Source organism: Pseudomonas sp. ADAK13 (assembly GCF_012935715.1).
In the GTDB taxonomy this organism is placed as follows: domain Bacteria; phylum Pseudomonadota; class Gammaproteobacteria; order Pseudomonadales; family Pseudomonadaceae; genus Aquipseudomonas.
The window spans coordinates 3,545,073-3,562,039 of record NZ_CP052860.1 but is presented as its reverse complement, the minus strand read 5'-3'; the positions used below and the strand labels follow the sequence as shown (position 1 = coordinate 3,562,039).

At 59.8% G+C, this 16,967-nt stretch carries 16 protein-coding genes; 3 read left to right on the top strand and 13 right to left on the bottom strand.

Going from position 1 to position 16,967, the window contains the following annotated elements:
• Positions 1-127 precede the first annotated feature (127 nt).
• The gene (locus tag HKK54_RS16425) at positions 128-337 is read left to right on the top strand and encodes a cold-shock protein (protein ID WP_002554837.1); all 210 of its coding nucleotides are present in this window, start codon (positions 128-130) and stop codon (positions 335-337) included.
• A 153-nt stretch (positions 338-490) separates the two neighbouring features.
• Here HKK54_RS16425 and rpoS read toward each other — a convergent pair whose 3' ends face one another.
• The 8 genes from rpoS to HKK54_RS16385 form a co-directional block, all read right to left on the bottom strand.
• On the bottom strand, positions 491-1,495 hold the full coding sequence (gene rpoS, locus HKK54_RS16420; RefSeq protein ID WP_010176734.1) for an RNA polymerase sigma factor RpoS: 1,005 nt from the start codon (positions 1,493-1,495) through the stop codon (positions 491-493).
• Positions 1,496-1,600: 105 nt separating this feature from the next.
• On the bottom strand, positions 1,601-2,434 hold the full coding sequence (locus HKK54_RS16415; RefSeq protein ID WP_029616161.1) for a peptidoglycan DD-metalloendopeptidase family protein: 834 nt from the start codon (positions 2,432-2,434) through the stop codon (positions 1,601-1,603).
• A 210-nt stretch (positions 2,435-2,644) separates the two neighbouring features.
• Positions 2,645-3,280, bottom strand: a complete 636-nt coding sequence (locus HKK54_RS16410; RefSeq protein ID WP_010176736.1) for a protein-L-isoaspartate(D-aspartate) O-methyltransferase — start codon at positions 3,278-3,280, stop codon at positions 2,645-2,647.
• A gap of 41 nt (positions 3,281-3,321) precedes the next feature.
• Positions 3,322-4,071: a 5'/3'-nucleotidase SurE gene (surE, locus tag HKK54_RS16405; RefSeq protein ID WP_169387234.1), complete on the bottom strand. Its 750-nt coding sequence runs from the start codon at positions 4,069-4,071 to the stop codon at positions 3,322-3,324.
• Positions 4,059-5,117, bottom strand: a complete 1,059-nt coding sequence (truD, locus tag HKK54_RS16400) for a tRNA pseudouridine(13) synthase TruD (protein ID WP_169387233.1) — start codon at positions 5,115-5,117, stop codon at positions 4,059-4,061. Before truD ends, surE begins: the two co-directional genes overlap by 13 nt.
• On the bottom strand, positions 5,114-5,587 hold the full coding sequence (gene ispF, locus HKK54_RS16395) for a 2-C-methyl-D-erythritol 2,4-cyclodiphosphate synthase (protein WP_010176739.1): 474 nt from the start codon (positions 5,585-5,587) through the stop codon (positions 5,114-5,116). The genes truD and ispF overlap by 4 nt, the downstream gene beginning before the upstream one ends.
• 54 nt (positions 5,588-5,641) lie before the next feature.
• The gene (fghA, locus tag HKK54_RS16390; protein ID WP_169387232.1) at positions 5,642-6,487 is read right to left on the bottom strand and encodes an S-formylglutathione hydrolase; all 846 of its coding nucleotides are present in this window, start codon (positions 6,485-6,487) and stop codon (positions 5,642-5,644) included.
• Positions 6,488-6,495: 8 nt separating this feature from the next.
• A complete protein-coding gene (locus tag HKK54_RS16385) occupies positions 6,496-7,608 on the bottom strand; it encodes an S-(hydroxymethyl)glutathione dehydrogenase/class III alcohol dehydrogenase (protein ID WP_010176741.1) in 1,113 nt (370 codons plus the stop codon).
• Positions 7,609-7,717: 109 nt separating this feature from the next.
• Between HKK54_RS16385 and HKK54_RS16380 the strand changes: the two genes are divergently transcribed.
• Together HKK54_RS16380 and HKK54_RS16375 are read left to right on the top strand one after the other, a co-directional pair.
• Complete coding sequence (locus tag HKK54_RS16380; RefSeq protein ID WP_010176742.1) at positions 7,718-8,617, top strand: LysR substrate-binding domain-containing protein; 900 nt, start codon at positions 7,718-7,720, stop codon at positions 8,615-8,617.
• A 66-nt stretch (positions 8,618-8,683) separates the two neighbouring features.
• Complete coding sequence (locus HKK54_RS16375; RefSeq protein WP_169387231.1) at positions 8,684-11,728, top strand: membrane-targeted effector domain-containing toxin; 3,045 nt, start codon at positions 8,684-8,686, stop codon at positions 11,726-11,728.
• Between the two features lies 1 nt (position 11,729).
• Here HKK54_RS16375 and ispD read toward each other — a convergent pair whose 3' ends face one another.
• The 5 genes from ispD to HKK54_RS16350 form a co-directional block, all read right to left on the bottom strand.
• On the bottom strand, positions 11,730-12,440 hold the full coding sequence (gene ispD, locus HKK54_RS16370) for a 2-C-methyl-D-erythritol 4-phosphate cytidylyltransferase (RefSeq protein ID WP_169387230.1): 711 nt from the start codon (positions 12,438-12,440) through the stop codon (positions 11,730-11,732).
• Entirely contained in the window at positions 12,437-12,715 is a 279-nt protein-coding gene (ftsB, locus tag HKK54_RS16365) for a cell division protein FtsB (RefSeq protein WP_003219292.1), read from the bottom strand. Before ftsB ends, ispD begins: the two co-directional genes overlap by 4 nt.
• Positions 12,716-12,886: 171 nt before the next feature.
• Positions 12,887-14,176 (bottom strand): phosphopyruvate hydratase, encoded by a 1,290-nt coding sequence (eno, locus tag HKK54_RS16360; protein ID WP_003219294.1) that lies wholly within the window; start codon positions 14,174-14,176, stop codon positions 12,887-12,889.
• A gap of 156 nt (positions 14,177-14,332) precedes the next feature.
• The gene (gene kdsA, locus HKK54_RS16355) at positions 14,333-15,178 is read right to left on the bottom strand and encodes a 3-deoxy-8-phosphooctulonate synthase (RefSeq protein ID WP_003219295.1); all 846 of its coding nucleotides are present in this window, start codon (positions 15,176-15,178) and stop codon (positions 14,333-14,335) included.
• Between the two features lie 5 nt (positions 15,179-15,183).
• Positions 15,184-16,815: a CTP synthase gene (locus tag HKK54_RS16350; protein ID WP_003219298.1), complete on the bottom strand. Its 1,632-nt coding sequence runs from the start codon at positions 16,813-16,815 to the stop codon at positions 15,184-15,186.
• Between the last annotated feature and the right edge of the window lie 152 nt (positions 16,816-16,967).

Sequence of the window (16,967 nt, the reverse complement as noted above, 5' to 3'; positions counted from 1 at the left end):
TGAGAATCTCTACACGATATGTTGAATTTCGATCCAACCATCTCCAAGAATTTTTCCTGCTCTTTGCACTCAGTCTCGGCCAGGGCTTTTCCTGAGTCGCAGTTAACTTTGTCCAAGGAGATACACCATGTCTAATCGCCAAACTGGTACCGTTAAGTGGTTCAACGATGAAAAAGGCTTCGGCTTCATCACTCCACAATCCGGTGACGACCTGTTCGTTCACTTCAAAGCTATCCAATCCGACGGCTTCAAAAGCCTGAAAGAAGGCCAACAGGTTTCTTTCATCGCTACCCGCGGTCAGAAAGGCATGCAAGCTGAAGAAGTTCAAGTTATCTAACTTGTACTGATTTAGTCGAAAAGCCCCGCCCTTAAAAGCGGGGCTTTTTTGTGCCTCCTCGTTCCCCACGCTCTGCGCAGGAACGATCGCCGCACAGCAAAACGCCCGGTGCATTCACATGCACCGGGCGTTTTCATAGCTGCCTTACGGCCGTTATTGGAACAACGACTCACTCGACAGGCCATTCTTCTCCAGGATCTCGCGCAAGCGCTTGAGGCCCTCTACCTGGATCTGCCGCACACGCTCGCGGGTCAGGCCAATCTCCAGGCCAACATCTTCCAGGGTGCTGCTTTCGTGGCCGCGCAACCCGAAGCGGCGTATCACCACCTCACGCTGTTTGTCCGTCAGCTCCGAAAGCCACTGGTCGATGCTTTGCGACAGATCGTCGTCCTGCAGCAACTCACAAGGGTCCGTAGGACGATCATCGGTCAGGGTGTCCAGCAGGGTTTTATCCGAATCCGGACCCAGCGAGACATCGACTGAAGACACCCGCTCATTGAGACCGAGCATACGCTTGACCTCTCCCACCGGTTTTTCCAGCAGGTTGGCGATTTCTTCAGGCGAAGGTTCATGATCGAGTTTTTGTGTCAGCTCACGCGCCGCCCGCAGGTAGACGTTGAGCTCCTTGACCACATGGATCGGCAACCGGATCGTGCGGGTCTGATTCATGATCGCCCGTTCGATGGTTTGACGAATCCACCAGGTGGCATAGGTCGAAAAGCGGAAACCCCGCTCAGGGTCGAACTTCTCCACTGCCCGGATCAGGCCGAGATTGCCTTCCTCGATCAAGTCCAACAGGGACAGCCCACGATTGACGTAGCGTCGGGCGATTTTCACCACCAGTCGCAGGTTGCTTTCAATCATGCGCTTGCGCCCAGCCGGATCGCCCTTTTGCGACAAGCGCGCAAAATGGACTTCTTCTTCGGGAGTGAGCAGAGGGGAAAAGCCGATTTCATTGAGGTACAGCTGGGTCGCATCGAGCGCCCGTGTGTAATCAATGTATTTGTGTTGCTTTAACGCGGAGGAGTTTTTGGACTTGGTGCGAACTGAAGGTACAGCAGGTCCCTCATTCGACATCGATTCCGTATCGATAACAGTCTCCATAAGGAGAACCTCATCGTCGATGTCAAACTCCGGCGCTTCTTTACTGAGAGCCATTGTTATAGTCCTTTGGTGAGTTCGACCTCAAGCTCAAGCGACGCCTTTATCCTTGGCAACGCTGGAGCCTGTTCCTTCTACGTGAGGGAACAGGCTGGCAACACATCAACGACGGGGTAGGAATTGCAGCGGATCAACAGGCTTCCCTTGGCGGCGAATCTCAAAGTGCAGTTTCACCCGGTCTGTACCAGTTGACCCCATTTCGGCAATTGTCTGTCCGACTTTGACCTGCTGCCCCTCCCGAACCAACAGCCTGCGGTTATGACCGTAGGCACTGACGTAGGTATCGCTGTGTTTGATGATGACCAGCTCGCCGTAGCCCCGTAAACCACTCCCGGCGTACACCACTGTCCCATCAGACGCAGCTAAAACAGGCTGTCCCAAATCCCCGGCGATATCAATGCCTTTATTCAAACTACCGTTTGAAGAGAATTTTCCAATAAGGATGCCGTTTGAAGGCCATCCCCAACCGGTCGGTGCCGGCCCCGCAGGTGGCAGTGGCGCAGGTGCTGGTTTGCTCGCAACGCCAGGCGCAGCGGTGCCTGCAGGCCGGGTGATGATCGTTGTCTTGCTCGAAGAAGACGGCGACGAAGCCGTATTTGTGACCACGGCGGTCGGTGCTGAACCGGTTCGCCCGTCGAAACGAATGGTCTGGCCCGGATGTATCGTATAAGGCACAGGAATATTGTTACGAGCTGCGAGCGCCTTGTAATCCCACCCATAACGGAAGGCAATCGAGAACATCGTATCGCCCTTGCGGACGACGTATTGCCCGGTGGTCACGGTAGGTTTTTGCGGTACCGCATTATTGCGATCAACCACCCGCGCACCGGAGGGCGTGCTTGAGCAAGCCGCCAACAAGGAACTCAAGACAAGGCCAATCACCAGTCGCTGAAAGCTTGTTTGACTCATACGCTGTGCAATGACCGTGAGACTCACCCGCCGCTCCCTTTGTGGTGGCTGACTATGAACGCCTGTATCAGGCTTGAAATATGACGCAAGTATAACTGGCCGTTGGGTTTTTACTGGAAACACGATTCTAAAGAAATTTTCATCGTGTTTAATTGCAACGGCTAATCAGGTTGACTCTATAGACCCCGCTGTAAGACACATACCCGGCAATAGAATTCAGTGCGCAGGAATAATTGATCAGGCCAGCGGACCGTTAAGCAACGGGACGAAGCGCACGGCACCGAGCACGTGCCGGGAAAAGCCTTCTTCCTCGCGAATGATCAACATTAATTGTTGCACTTCGCCGGAGCCCACCGGGATCACCAGACGCCCGCCGGGGGCCAGTTGATCAAGCAAGGCCTGGGGCACGTCGGTCGCCACGGCGGTGACGATGATGCCGTTATACGGCGCCAGTGCCGGCCAGCCTTCCCAGCCATCGCCCCAGCGGAACACCACGTTGCGCAGGTTCAACTCCACCAGGCGTTCCTTGGCCCGGTCCTGCAGCACCTTGATGCGTTCGACGGAAAACACCCGCTCCACCAGTTGCGACAATACAGCCGTCTGGTAGCCGGAGCCGGTGCCGATTTCCAGCACCTTGTCCAGCGGGCCCGCCGCCAGTAGCAACTCACTCATCCGCGCCACCATATAAGGCTGGGAGATGGTCTGGTTGTGGCCGATCGGCAGCGCCGTGTCTTCATAGGCGCGGTGCGCCAGGGCTTCATCGACAAACAGATGCCGCGGGGTACGCCGGATGACTTCCAGCACCTGGGCGTTGGACAGCCCTTCTTCATAGAGGCGCTGGATCAAACGCTCGCGGGTGCGCTGGGAAGTCATCCCGATGCCCCGGCGCAGCAGGTCGTCTTGTTCACGAGCCATCAGCGCAGCCCCTCCAGCCAGCCATCGAGGTTACTGAAGGCATCACTGAAGGTGCGATCGAGTTGCAACGGGGTAATCGAGACATAACCTTGCATCACCGCATGAAAGTCCGTGCCCTCGCCACCGTCCTCGGCATCGCCGGCGGCGGCGATCCAGTAACCCTCCTTGCCACGCGGGTCGACCACCTTCAGCGGCGCTGCCGCGCGGGAGCGGTGGCCCAGGCGAGTCAGCTGGATGCCGCGAATGTGGTCGAGGGGCAGATTGGGGATATTGACGTTGAGCACCGTACGCGGCGGCAACACCAGGGAGTCATGGGCCTCCACCAGCTTGCGGGCGAAATACGCCGCGGTCGCCAGGTTGTCCAGTTGACGGGAGGCAAACGAAAAGGCGAACGAGGTCCGCCCGAGGAAGCGCCCTTCAAGGGCAGCTGCCACGGTGCCGGAATACAGCACGTCATCCCCCAGGTTGGCCCCCAGGTTAATCCCGGAAACCACCAGGTCCGGCTCGCGGTCCAGCAGGCTGTTGATTGCCAGGTGCACGCAATCCGTCGGCGTGCCGTTCACGCTGATAAAGCCGTTGGGCAACGTCTGTACGTGCAAAGGACGGTCGAGCGTCAGCGAGCTGCTGGCGCCGCTTTTGTCCTGGTCCGGGGCAACTACCACGCACTCGGCGTAATCCGCCAGCGCAGCATGAAGCGCGGCAAGGCCGGGTGCGGTGACCCCGTCGTCGTTAGATATCAGAATACGCATGGGCTGTCCGTCTGCCCCACCGGCACCAGATCTACAAGCTCGCGCACCAATACAGTAGCGAAGCATCCAGCCGGCAGGACGAATTCCAATTGCAGAATGTCAGGCTCGGGATAATGCCACGTCAACCCGCCAATGGGCAGTCGAAGAATGCGACGTTCCTGGGTCATGCCGGCATTCACCAGCCAATCCCGCAGGTCGGCTTCACCGTCGGCGATCGCCTGCTCCAACGCAAAGGTTGCCCCCGACGCCGGCGAATCCCCTTCACCCCATTGGGGGCCAGTGGGATGCAGGTCGAGAATGGCCAGGCGCGGGTCGCTGCATTCAGCCTCCCCCGCCGGAAAAAAGCTGCGGCTGTCGGTAAACGCCAGCAAGTCGCCAACCTGGGCGCGCTGCCAGGAACCGTCGGCCACCCGGGCCGCCAACACTTTGTTGAACAGAAAGCTGCGCGCCGTCGAGAGCAGACGCGAACGCACATTGCGCTGCTCCGGCAAGGCCTTGCGCGCGGCCCAGTCGCGGGCATCAACGACGTTGCCGCCGTTATGACCGAAACGCTGGGCGCCAAAATAGTTGGGGATGCCTTGCCTGGCGATCAGTTGCAGGCGCGCGTCGATGGCCGCGGCATCGCCGGCAAACTGGGTCAGGCGCAAGGTGAAGCCGTTGGCCGAATGGGCACCGCGCTGCAGCTTGCGCTTGTGGCGGCCGGTCTTGAGAATCTTAAGGGTCTCGTTTTCCGCCCCGCTCAGGTCCGGATCCGCCTTGCCCGGCAACTGCACGCTGAACCACTGGCGGGTCAGCGCCTGGCGATCCTTCAGCCCGGCGTAGCTGACGGTGCGCAATGGCACGCCCGCCGCCTTGGCAATCCGACGCGCCGCTTCCTCGGTATTCAGGCCGCGCTTTTCCACCCACAACCACAGGTGTTCACCCTCGCCGCTCAGCGGGATGTCCAGCACTTCATCCACCTGGAAGTCTTCGGCGGTGGCCTTCAGAACAGCGCTGCCCAAGGCCTCGCCATAGGCACGCGGGCCCAGCAGTTGCAGATCATTCATGCGCGCAGCAACAAGGCAACGGAGTGCACGGCAATGCCCTCTTCGCGACCGGTAAACCCGAGCTTTTCGGTGGTGGTGGCTTTTACGTTCACTTGATCCAACTCAACTTGAAGATCCGCGGCAATCAGCGCGCGCATCGATTCGATATGCGGGGCCATTTTCGGCGCCTGGGCAACGATGGTGTTGTCGACGTTGCCGACTTTCCAGCCCTTGGCGTGGATCAAACCGACCACATGACGCAGCAGCACGCGGCTGTCCGCGCCCTTGAACGTCGGGTCGGTGTCCGGAAAGTGCTTGCCGATGTCGCCCAACGCCGCCGCGCCGAGCAAGGCATCGCTCAAGGCATGCAGCACCACGTCGCCGTCGGAATGAGCCAGCAACCCATGGTGGTGTGCGATCCGCACGCCGCCCAGGGTGATGAAATCGCCTTCGGCGAAACGGTGCACATCATAGCCGTGGCCAATACGCATAAAAAAACGCCCCGATTTAATTCAGGGCGTGATTCTACCTACTTTTGCCTCACATTAACCGAGCAAAGCGCGTGCGTGATGGCGTAAATGGTCTTCGATAAAGCTGGCGATAAAGAAGTAGCTGTGGTCATAACCCGGTTGCAGGCGCAACTCCAGCGGATGGTTGGCCGCCTTGGCCGCTTGCTGCAAGGCTTGCGGCTTGAGCTGCACGGCGAGGAAATCGTCGCGATCGCCCTGGTCCACCAGCAATGGCAGCTTTTCCGAGGCCTCGCTGATCAACACGCAGGTATCCCATTCGCGCCACTTCGAGCGCTCTTCGCCGAGGTATCGAGAGAAAGCCTTCTGGCCCCACGGGCAATCCATCGGGTTGTTGATCGGCGAGAACGCCGACACCGACTGATAACGCCCCGGGTTGCGTAAGGCACATACCAGCGCGCCGTGACCGCCCATGGAGTGGCCGCTGATCCCGCGTTTGGCCGAGGCCGGGAAATGCGCCTCGACCAAAGCCGGCAATTCCTGCACCACGTAGTCATGCATCCGATAGTGCTGGGCCCAGGGTTCCTGGGTGGCGTTCAGGTAGAAGCCGGCGCCGAGGCCAAAGTCCCAGGCGTTGTCCGGGTCACCCGGCACACCAGGCCCGCGGGGGCTGGTGTCCGGCGCCACGATGATCAACCCCAGTTCGGCCGCCATGCGCTGGGCGCCGGCCTTCTGCATGAAGTTCTCATCGGTGCAGGTGAGCCCCGACAGCCAGTACAGCACCGGCAGTTTTCCGCCCTGCTCCGCTTGCGGCGGCAGGTACACGGCGAAGGTCATGTCGCAACCGAGCACATCGGAATGATGCTTGTAGCGTTTATGCCAGCCGCCGAAGCTTTTCTGGCATGACAGGTTTTCCAGACTCATGGCCGACCTCAGAAGTGAATGACGGTACGAATGCTCTTGCCTTCATGCATCAGGTCAAACGCCTTGTTGATATCTTCCAGGCCCATGGTGTGGGTGATGAAGGTATCCAGCGGGATTTCGCCGGTCTGGGCCATTTCTACGTAGCTTGGCAGTTCGCTGCGACCGCGCACGCCACCAAACGCCGAACCGCGCCAGACACGACCGGTCACCAGCTGGAACGGACGGGTGGCGATTTCCTGGCCGGCACCGGCCACGCCGATGATCACCGACTCGCCCCACCCCTTGTGGCAGCACTCCAGGGCCGCACGCATTAGTTGGACATTGCCGATGCACTCGAAGGAAAAGTCGACGCCGCCGTCGGTCAGGTCGACGATCACGTCCTGGATCGGGCGATCGTAGTCTTTCGGGTTGATGCAGTCGGTAGCGCCCAATTGCTTGGCGATTTCAAACTTGGCCGGGTTGATGTCGATGGCAATGATGCGGCCGGCCTTGGCTTTTACCGCGCCGATCACAGCCGACAGGCCGATGCCGCCCAGGCCGAAGATGGCCACGGTGTCGCCCGGCTTGACCTTGGCGGTGTTGATCACCGCACCAATGCCGGTGGTGACGCCGCAACCCAGCAGACAGACTTTTTCCAGGGGCGCTTCTTTAGGAATCTTGGCCACGGAGATTTCCGGCAGCACGGTGTATTCGGAGAAGGTCGAGGTGCCCATGTAGTGGAAAATCGGTTGGCCCTTGTAGGAAAAGCGCGAAGTGCCGTCTGGCATCAGGCCTTTGCCCTGGGTGGCGCGAATGGCCTGGCAGAGGTTGGTCTTGCCCGACAGGCAGAATTTGCACTTGCCGCATTCCGGGGTGTACAGCGGGATCACGTGGTCGCCCACCGCCACCGAGGTCACGCCTTCGCCGATGGCTTCCACCACCGCACCGCCTTCGTGGCCGAGGATCGATGGGAAGATGCCTTCCGGGTCTGCGCCCGACAGGGTGTAGGCGTCGGTATGGCACACACCGGAGGCCACCACCCGCAGCAGCACTTCGCCAGCCTTGGGCATGGCGACATCCACTTCAACGATCTCAAGGGGCTTTTTGGCTTCGAAGGCTACGGCCGCGCGGGACTTGATCATCCGGTTTCTCCATGGGATTAAAAACGTAAGACCGGCAGTGTAAAACATGACTGATTGATTAATAATCCAGGCGAAAGCAAAACATTATTGCTGTGCAGGGATAATCACCATGCTGGAAAACCGCTGGGAAGGCATCGACGAATTTGTCGCCGTGGCTGAATGCTGCCAGTTCACGGCGGCGGCGGAGCGGCTCGGGGTCTCGTCCTCGCACATCAGCCGTCAGGTGGCGCGGCTGGAAGAGCGCCTGCAAACGCGGTTGCTGTACCGCAGCACCCGGCGGGTGACATTGACGGAGGCCGGCCAGACCTTTTTGCAACACTGCCAACGCCTGCAGGATGGACGCGAAGAGGCGCTGCGCGCGGTGGGCGACCTGGCCAGCGAGCCCAAGGGCATGCTGCGCATGACCTGCGCGGTGGCGTATGGCGAACGGTTTATCGTGCCGCTGGTGACCCGCTTCATGGGGCTGTATCCACAGTTGCGGGTGGACGTGGAACTGAGTAATCGTCAGTTGGACCTGGTGCATGAGGGCCTGGACCTTGCCATTCGCCTGGGGCGCCTTTCCGACTCTCGTATGGTCGCCAGTCGCCTGGCGCCACGACGCATGTACCTGTGTGCATCGCCCTCCTACCTTGAACGGTATGGCCGCCCACACAGCTTGTCGGAACTGAGCCGGCACAACTGCCTGATCGGCAGTTCCGATATCTGGCAACTGGAGCAGGACGGGCGGGAATTTTCCCAACGCGTACAGGGCAATTGGCGCTGCAACAGTGGGCAGGCCGTGCTGGACGCCGCACTCCAGGGCGTCGGCCTGTGTCAGTTGCCCGACTACTACGTGCTGGAACATCTCAAACGTGGTGCCCTGGTGTCATTGCTTGAGGCTCACCAGCCGCCGAACACGGCGGTTTGGGCGCTCTACCCGCAACAACGTCACCTTTCGCCAAAAGTACGCAAGCTGGTGGAGTTCCTCAAAGAGGGGCTGGCCCAAAATGCGGTCTACACCGCCATATAAATAACGCCTGGCCATCCCTCGCTTGCCTGCAAATACACGCAGTTTCCACTGCGACAAGGCAAGCAGATGACCACCCACACCCCACAGATCCATCGCACCAATCACTTTATCCGCAAGGTACTGGCCGACTTCCCGGTGCCCGGCGAGATCGCTGCCCGGTTGATTCGCGAGCACGCCCAACCGTTCTGCAACGAAGAACTGGACCCTGACACCACGCTGCTGACCACCCTCGAATACAACACCGACAACCCCGACGCGCCCTTCACTGGCGCCATCGTCCAGTCGATGACCTTGACCGAAGCGATGATCGCCAACGCCCCCGAGGCGCCCCGCGGCCTGGTCAACATCACGGGCTTCTCCATGACCGCGCCGTATTTCACCATCGTCCCCGAGTTGCCGCGCCTGATGGATAACCGCATCCCGGCAATGTTCAACGAAGAGTTCATCGCGGCCGGCTGGATTCCCCCTCGGCGCTATGAAGCAATTTACCTGCGCAGCGATCCACAGGCGTACGGGCCAAGCACCCAATTGGATATCTCGCCGCAAACCTTTCGCAACGCCGTGCAATCAAGCAACTTCGAACAGGTTTACAACGACGCCATCACGGCGTTCTGGGGCAAGCACCAGGAGAACTACAAAACCCTGATGCGCATGGCCTTCATCGAAGGCTATTTGAGTCAATCCGAAGAGTTCACCCTGACCGATGAGGAGCGCCAGCTGGCGGCGCGAGCAGCGGGCGTCGGCATCAACAAGGACTTCAGCAACTTGTCCCTGGAAGACCTGCAGGCGCCCTACGTCCTGGATAAAAATCTTTCTCTGCGTTTGCTGCGCATCCACAACAGCGAAGCCACCGACATTCTCACCATCACAGACAACCCGAGCCAGATCACCCTGCTCTACATTCCGGGCAACTCGTCACCCTTCCACGGTTTTATCAACCCGACCTCCATGCGCGCGTGGCTGGTGGACATGGCCAGGACGGCCACTCAACGCAAAGCCCTGACCAACCATTTCGAACCCGAAACGGTCGACTCCGGCTTGATCTACAGCGGGGTCGAGGAAGCCCTGGTGGGAATGTCGGCCTTTCCCGGCCCTGCCCCGAAATCCGGCCTGTTCAACAGCCTGCTGCCAAACGCCTATTGGGACCCGGAGCAATACCTCAACAACGCCATGTACCCGGCGCTGAGCGGCGACCCTTTCGACTATATAACCCGGCAGGTGAAGGCGCGTATCAGCAAGCTGATGGCGAGCACCATCGTTTCGCCCCTCGATACCCACAAGGCAAACACCCTCGACACCCTGGAAAAAGGCTGCCTGCTGGCGATCCCCCTGGCCCTTGCCATGAGGTCGGCCCTGCTTGCGGAGTTTTGCTTCCTGACCCAAGGCCTCACCGAGATGGCGATTGGCACCGACGACGTACTCAGAGGCAAGCCCAAGGGCACGGAACGGATTATCTTCGGCGCCCTGAATGCTATGCCCGTGGCGATCCATGGCCTCGGCAGCCAGGTCGCCGTCACCCTCAACAGCTTGCGCAGCCAATTGGGCAAGGCGGTCCGGCAGGCGAGCGGCAACATCAAGGTCAGCATCGTTTCCAGCCGTTCGACGTCTGTCCAAGACCAAGGCCGAATACTGAGTACACGGCCCCGCCCCGCCGGCTTGCAAACCGTGAAGTTACTTGGCGAATCGTTTATTACCTACATGACCCCCGACGAGAGCGGTTTTTTCGAACTGTTCGTGAATGATCCGGCAACCCCCTTGAAAATCCACGCCACCGGGCTCTACGCCCTACAAAGCCCCGATCTGAAATGGCGGATAGCGGGGCTGAACGGGGGCGGCGCCTTTCGCAACGGCTGGCAGCGCATTTACCGTTTTTTTGGTGGCCCGGCCCATTCAAGCTTATTCAACGCCTATGAAATGCCCACTCCGCTGCGTGACACCGTGTCGGGCATGATGAGCGACAGCAGTTCATTTTCCGAAGACTTCGAGCCCCTGGGAAGCCGGCAGCAACCGCTCAGGGACGCTCGCAACCTGTTCTTTGAGAAAAGAAACAAATTGGCCCAAGACTCGACGACCTTCTTCAACAACCGCACGTCCTCCCACGTACGACCGGTGTTGCCGACCCTCAGCCTCGATGAGTCCCAAACCCGCATCATCCACAAGCTGCTCAGTGCCAGCGATGGACTGGTGTTGGGAGAAAGCCATGATGCGCTGTCGAGCAAGGCTTTTCTGATGGACAACATGCAGGCGCTGGCGCGAGAAGGGGTCAAGCGGATCTATCTTGAACATCTGTTGACCGACGTTCATACCCCGCTGATCAAGCTGTTCTACCGCTCCAGGACAGCAAGCATGTCCGATGAATTGAGCAGTTACTTGAGAGGTATCTACCCACCCCGGAGCGATAGCCACTACTCGTTTCAGAATGTCCTGATCAAAGCCCGGGAGGCCGGGATCAAGATCCAGCCCATCGACTGCACCGCCAGCTACATGATCAGGGACATGGCGGACGTCAACGGCACCCTTCGCCAACGCATGATGAACTTCTACGCGACCGAGGTGATTCAGTGGGTCCAGACCACCAAGAGCCACCCCGGGAAATGGGTCGCGCTGGTCGGTGACAGCCACACCAACACTTACCGGGGCATCCCCGGCCTGGCCGAGCTGACGGGCAGTATCAGCCTGCGGATAGAGGACGCGCGCGCCGGGCAGCGACTGGGGATCGAGGCAGACCCTGGACGAACCTCCAGCATGGGAATTGGCAAGGGAGATGCGACGGTCAAGGCCGACTTTGTATTACGGGTTGATACCACTTCATTGCAAAAAACGGCACCGGTGCTTCCCGGCCCCTCACACAGCCTGGCCGCCAAAACGCCGCAGACACAACTGAACAAACCCGGCCAGTTCCTGCTATCGGCGGCCACGCCCACCACCACGGCGCAGATTCTCTACCGGTCACGGCGAGGCAATGTCCAAACCATTGAGGTCAATCAAACCGGCGCACTGTTTTCCATCACCGCACCGGGTTGGTCAATCGACCAGAAACCCTTCAACAGCCTGCAAGCCTTGGTGGATGCGCTGAAAACCAGGCCCGGCGTTGAGCAGGTGCCCGGCTGAATCAAACGGATTGGCTGGCCCGACGCTGGCGCAGCCATTCGAGGTCTTCCGGGCGGGTGACCTTGATATTGTCGGAACGGCCTTCGATCAGGCGCGGTGCATGCCCGGCCCATTCCATGGCGGAGGCTTCGTCGGTGATGACCACGTCCGAGACCAGGCTGTCGGCGAGGGCCCGATGCAGCGCGCCCAGGCGAAACATCTGTGGCGTGTAGGCCTGCCAGATCTCGCTGCGGTCAACGGTTTCCAGTACCCGGCCATGCTTGTCTGCGCGCTTGAGGGTATCCCGCGCCGGCACCGCCAGCAGCCCGCCGACGGCATCGTTGGCGAGCTCGAAGAGCAGTTTGTCGAGGTCGTCGCGGTTGAGGTTGGGCCGGGCCGCATCGTGCACCAGCACCCAGTCATCATCGCCGGCGCCCTGGCCATGCAAGTACAGCAAGGCGTTAAGCACTGAACCCGAGCGCTCTTCGCCGCCGTCTACACGCACGATGCGCGGGTCGGTGGCGCAGGCCAGGGTTGGCCAGTAGGGGTCATCAACAGCGACGCTGACCACCAGCCCCTTGAGGTCCGGGTGGTCGAGGAAACAGCCAAGGCTGTGTTCGAGAATAGTGCGCCCGCCCAACTGCAAGTATTGCTTGGGACGGTCCGCGGCCATACGGGCACCCACGCCCGCGGCAGGAATCACGGCCCAGAAGGCCGGTGACGAGCTGCTCATTGGGCCAACTGGTAGAGGGTTTCGCCCTCCTTGACCATGCCCAACTCATGACGAGCCCGTTCTTCAACGGTCTCCATGCCTTTTTTCAATTCAAGCACTTCGGCATCGAGCACGCGATTGCGCTCCAGCAGCACCTCGTTTTCGGCGTGCTGTGCAGCAATTTGCTGGGTCAGTTCGGTGACCTGCGCCAAGCTGCCATTCCCCACCCAAAGGCGGTACTGCAGGCCAGCCAGCAGCAAGAGCAAGACGAGGAACAACCAATTGGGACTGCGCATCGAATATCGGGTATCCAGTGAAAAAAGACAGCCATGCAAAACTTTTGCAGCAACTGATAGCACGAAGCCTGGAAAAACCAGGCTTGTGCTTGTTAGTCATGAGATTAGCGTCGAAATTCACGCTGTCGTGATTTTTCCGACGTAATCCGCTGACCTTTTACCATTTAACAATCAGCCGCGAAACTCGCTGCGACCGTTGTATTTGGCTTTGCCGCCCAGTTGCTCTTCGATACGCAGCAATTGGTTGTACTTGGAAACGCGATCGGAACGGCACAGGGAACCGGTCTTGATCTGCCCTGCCGAAGTGCCCACGGCCAGGTCGGCAATGGTCGAATCTTCGGTTTCGCCGGAGCGGTGGGAGATCACGGCGGTGTAGCCCGCAGCCTTGGCCATCTGGATGGCTTCCAGGGTTTCGGTCAGGGTGCCGATCTGGTTGAACTTGATCAGGATCGAGTTGGCGATCTTTTTGTCGATGCCTTCTTTCAGGATCTTGGTGTTGGTGACGAACAGGTCGTCGCCCACCAGTTGGATTTTCTCGCCGATTTTATCGGTGAGGACTTTCCAGCCGGCCCAGTCGGACTCGTCCAGGCCGTCTTCGATCGAGATGATCGGGTAGCGCTCGGTCAGGCCCTTGAGGTAGTCGGCAAAACCTTCGGAGGTGAACACGTGGCCTTCACCGGACAGGTTGTACTTGCCGTCTTCGTAGAATTCGCTGGCCGCGCAGTCCAGGGCCAGGGTCACGTCGGTGCCCAGCTTGTAGCCAGCGTTGGCCACGGCTTCGGAGATCACTTTCAGTGCATCTTCGTTGGACGCCAGGTTCGGCGCGAAGCCCCCTTCGTCACCCACTGCAGTGCTCAGGCCACGGGCCTTCAGCACAGCCTTGAGGTGGTGGAAAATCTCGGTGCCCATGCGCAGGCCTTCGGAGAAGGTCTTGGCGCCAACCGGCTGCACCATGAATTCCTGGATGTCGACGTTGTTATCAGCGTGCTCGCCACCGTTGATGATGTTCATCATCGGCACCGGCATCGAGTAAACACCCGGGGTGCCATTCAGGTTGGCGATGTGGGCGTACAGCGGCAGGTCCTGGTCCTGTGCAGCGGCCTTGGCAGCAGCCAGGGACACGGCGAGGATGGCGTTGGCGCCCAGGCTGCCTTTGTTTTCGGTACCGTCGAGCTTGATCATCGCGTGATCGAGGGCTTTCTGGTCAAGCGGGTCCTTGCCCAGCAGCAGGTCACGGATCGGGCCATTGATGTTGGCGACCGCCTTGAGTACACCCTTGCCCAGGTAACGGCTCTTGTCGCCATCACGCAGTTCCAGCGCTTCGCGGGAACCTGTGGAAGCACCGGACGGCGCGCAGGCGCTGCCGATGATGCCGTTATCGAGAAGCACGTCGGCTTCGACGGTAGGGTTGCCACGGGAGTCGAGAACTTCACGACCTTTGATGTCGACGATTTTTGCCATTGTTGTAAACACTCCAAAGTTGACGAAAACGACGCAGCTGAAGGAAATCTTTTGACCGACCGCAAGGGTGGAACAACGGGCAGGCTTGCAGGCGACAAGGCTCAGGCCCGCGGGCCTGAGCGTAAAGCGAGGGAAAGTCTACCGGAGAAATGGCGCTTACGCGGTCTCTACCGTCGGAAAACTCTTGACCAGGTCGTCCAACTGCTTCAACTGGGCCAGGAATGGCTCCAGCTTGTCCAGGCGCAGGGCGCATGGGCCGTCGCACTTGGCGTTGTCCGGGTCCGGGTGGGCTTCCAGGAACAAACCTGCCAGGGACTGGCTGATGCCGGCCTTGGCCAGGTCCAGTACCTGGGCACGGCGCCCGCCAGCGGAATCGGCGCGACCACCGGGCATTTGCAGCGCGTGGGTCACGTCGAAGAACACCGGGTATTCGAACTGTTTCATGATGCCGAAACCGAGCATGTCCACCACGAGGTTGTTGTAGCCGAAGCTCGAACCCCGCTCGCAGAGGATCAACTGGTCGTTACCCGCTTCCACGCACTTGTTCAGGATGTGTTTCATTTCCTGGGGGGCGAGGAACTGGGCTTTCTTGATATTGATCACAGCGCCGGTCTTGGCCATGGCGACCACGAGGTCGGTCTGGCGCGACAGGAAGGCCGGCAACTGGATGATGTCGCACACCTCGGCGACCACGGCAGCCTGTTCCGGCTCGTGGACGTCGGTGATGATCGGCACGCCGAAGGCTTGCTTGATGTCCTGGAAGATCCGCATGCCTTCTTCAAGGCCCGGGCCGCGGTAGGAGGTCACGGACGAACGGTTGGCCTTGTCGAAACTGGCCTTGAACACGTAAGGGATACCGAGTTTCTCGGTCACCTTCACGTACTCTTCACAGACCTGCATCGCCATGTCGCGGCTTTCCAGCACGTTCATGCCGCCGAACAGCACCATGGGCTTGTCGTTGGCAATCTCGATGTCGCCTACGCGAATGATCTTCTGGGCCATCAGGTTTACGCCTTCTTCTGATGTTGCGTCAGTGCTGCTTTAACGAAGCCGCTGAACAACGGGTGACCGTCGCGCGGGGTCGAGGTGAACTCCGGGTGGAACTGGCACGCCACGAACCATGGATGATCCGGTGCTTCAACCACTTCAACCAGCGCGCCATCACCGGAACGACCGGAGATTTTCAGGCCGGCTTCCATGATTTTCGGCAGCAGGTTGTTGTTCACTTCATAGCGGTGACGGTGACGCTCGACGATCACGTCCTTGCCGTAGCAATCGTGAACCAGGGAACCCGGCTCCAGCAGGCAATCCTGCGCGCCGAGGCGCATGGTGCCGCCCAGGTCGGAGGCTTCGGTACGGGTTTCGACCGCGCCGGTGGCATCTTCCCACTCGGTGATCAGGCCCACGACCGGGTGACCGCTGGTGCGATCGAACTCGGTGGAGTTGGCGTCTTTCCAGCCCATCACGTTACGGGCGAACTCGATGACCGCCACTTGCATGCCCAGGCAGATACCCAGGTACGGCACCTTGTTCTCACGAGCGTACTGCACGGCAGTGATCTTGCCTTCCACGCCACGCAGGCCGAAACCGCCCGGAACCAGGATGGCGTCAACGCCTTCCAGCAGCGCAGTGCCCTGGTTCTCGATGTCTTCGGAATCGATATAGCGCAGGTTGACCTTGGTACGGTTGCTGATACCGGCGTGACTCATCGCTTCGATCAGCGACTTGTAGGCGTCCAGCAGCTCCATGTACTTGCCGACCATGGCGATGGTGACTTCGTGCTCAGGGTTGAGCTTGGCGTCGACCACGGCTTCCCACTCGGACAGATCGGCGCCGCCACACTGCAGGCCGAAACGCTCGACAACAAAATCATCCAGGCCCTGAGAGTGCAGGATGCCCGGGATCTTGTAGATGGTGTCGGCGTCTTCCAGCGCGATGACCGCACGTTCTTCAACGTTGGTGAACTGGGCGATCTTGCGACGCGACGCGATGTCGATCGCATGGTCGGAGCGGCATACCAGCACGTCCGGCTGCAGGCCGATGGAACGCAGTTCCTTGACCGAATGCTGGGTAGGCTTGGTTTTGGTTTCGCCGGCGGTGGCGATGTACGGCACCAGTGTCAGGTGCATCAGCATCGCGCGCTTGGCGCCGACTTCGAAACGCAACTGGCGGATGGCTTCAAGGAACGGTTGGGACTCGATGTCACCCACGGTGCCACCGATCTCGACCATCGCCACGTCGGCATCGCCTGCACCCTTGATGATGCGGCGCTTGATTTCGTCGGTGATGTGCGGGATCACCTGGATGGTTGCACCCAGGTAGTCACCACGGCGCTCCTTGCGCAGCACGTGCTCGTAGACACGGCCGGTGGTGAAGTTGTTGTTCTGGGTCATGGTCGTGCGGATGAACCGCTCGTAGTGGCCCAGGTCCAGGTCGGTCTCGGCGCCGTCGTGGGTGACGAACACTTCACCGTGCTGGAACGGGCTCATGGTGCCCGGGTCAACGTTGATGTACGGGTCCAGCTTGAGCATGGTGACCTTAAGTCCCCGCGCCTCCAGGATGGCCGCCAATGAAGCGGAGGCAATGCCTTTCCCCAATGAAGAAACAACACCGCCCGTGACGAATATGTAGCGCGTCATGAAAAACCCTAGAAGTCTGCGTTAAAGCGGTCCGAGCCGCCGGGGAAAGCGAAGGAAGGCCGAAGCCCCCGATCACCTGCATTAATCACAGTGCACCTTTCAAAAAAACCGCCGCGTTGTGACAGACCAGCAATGAAACACCGGTACGTTGA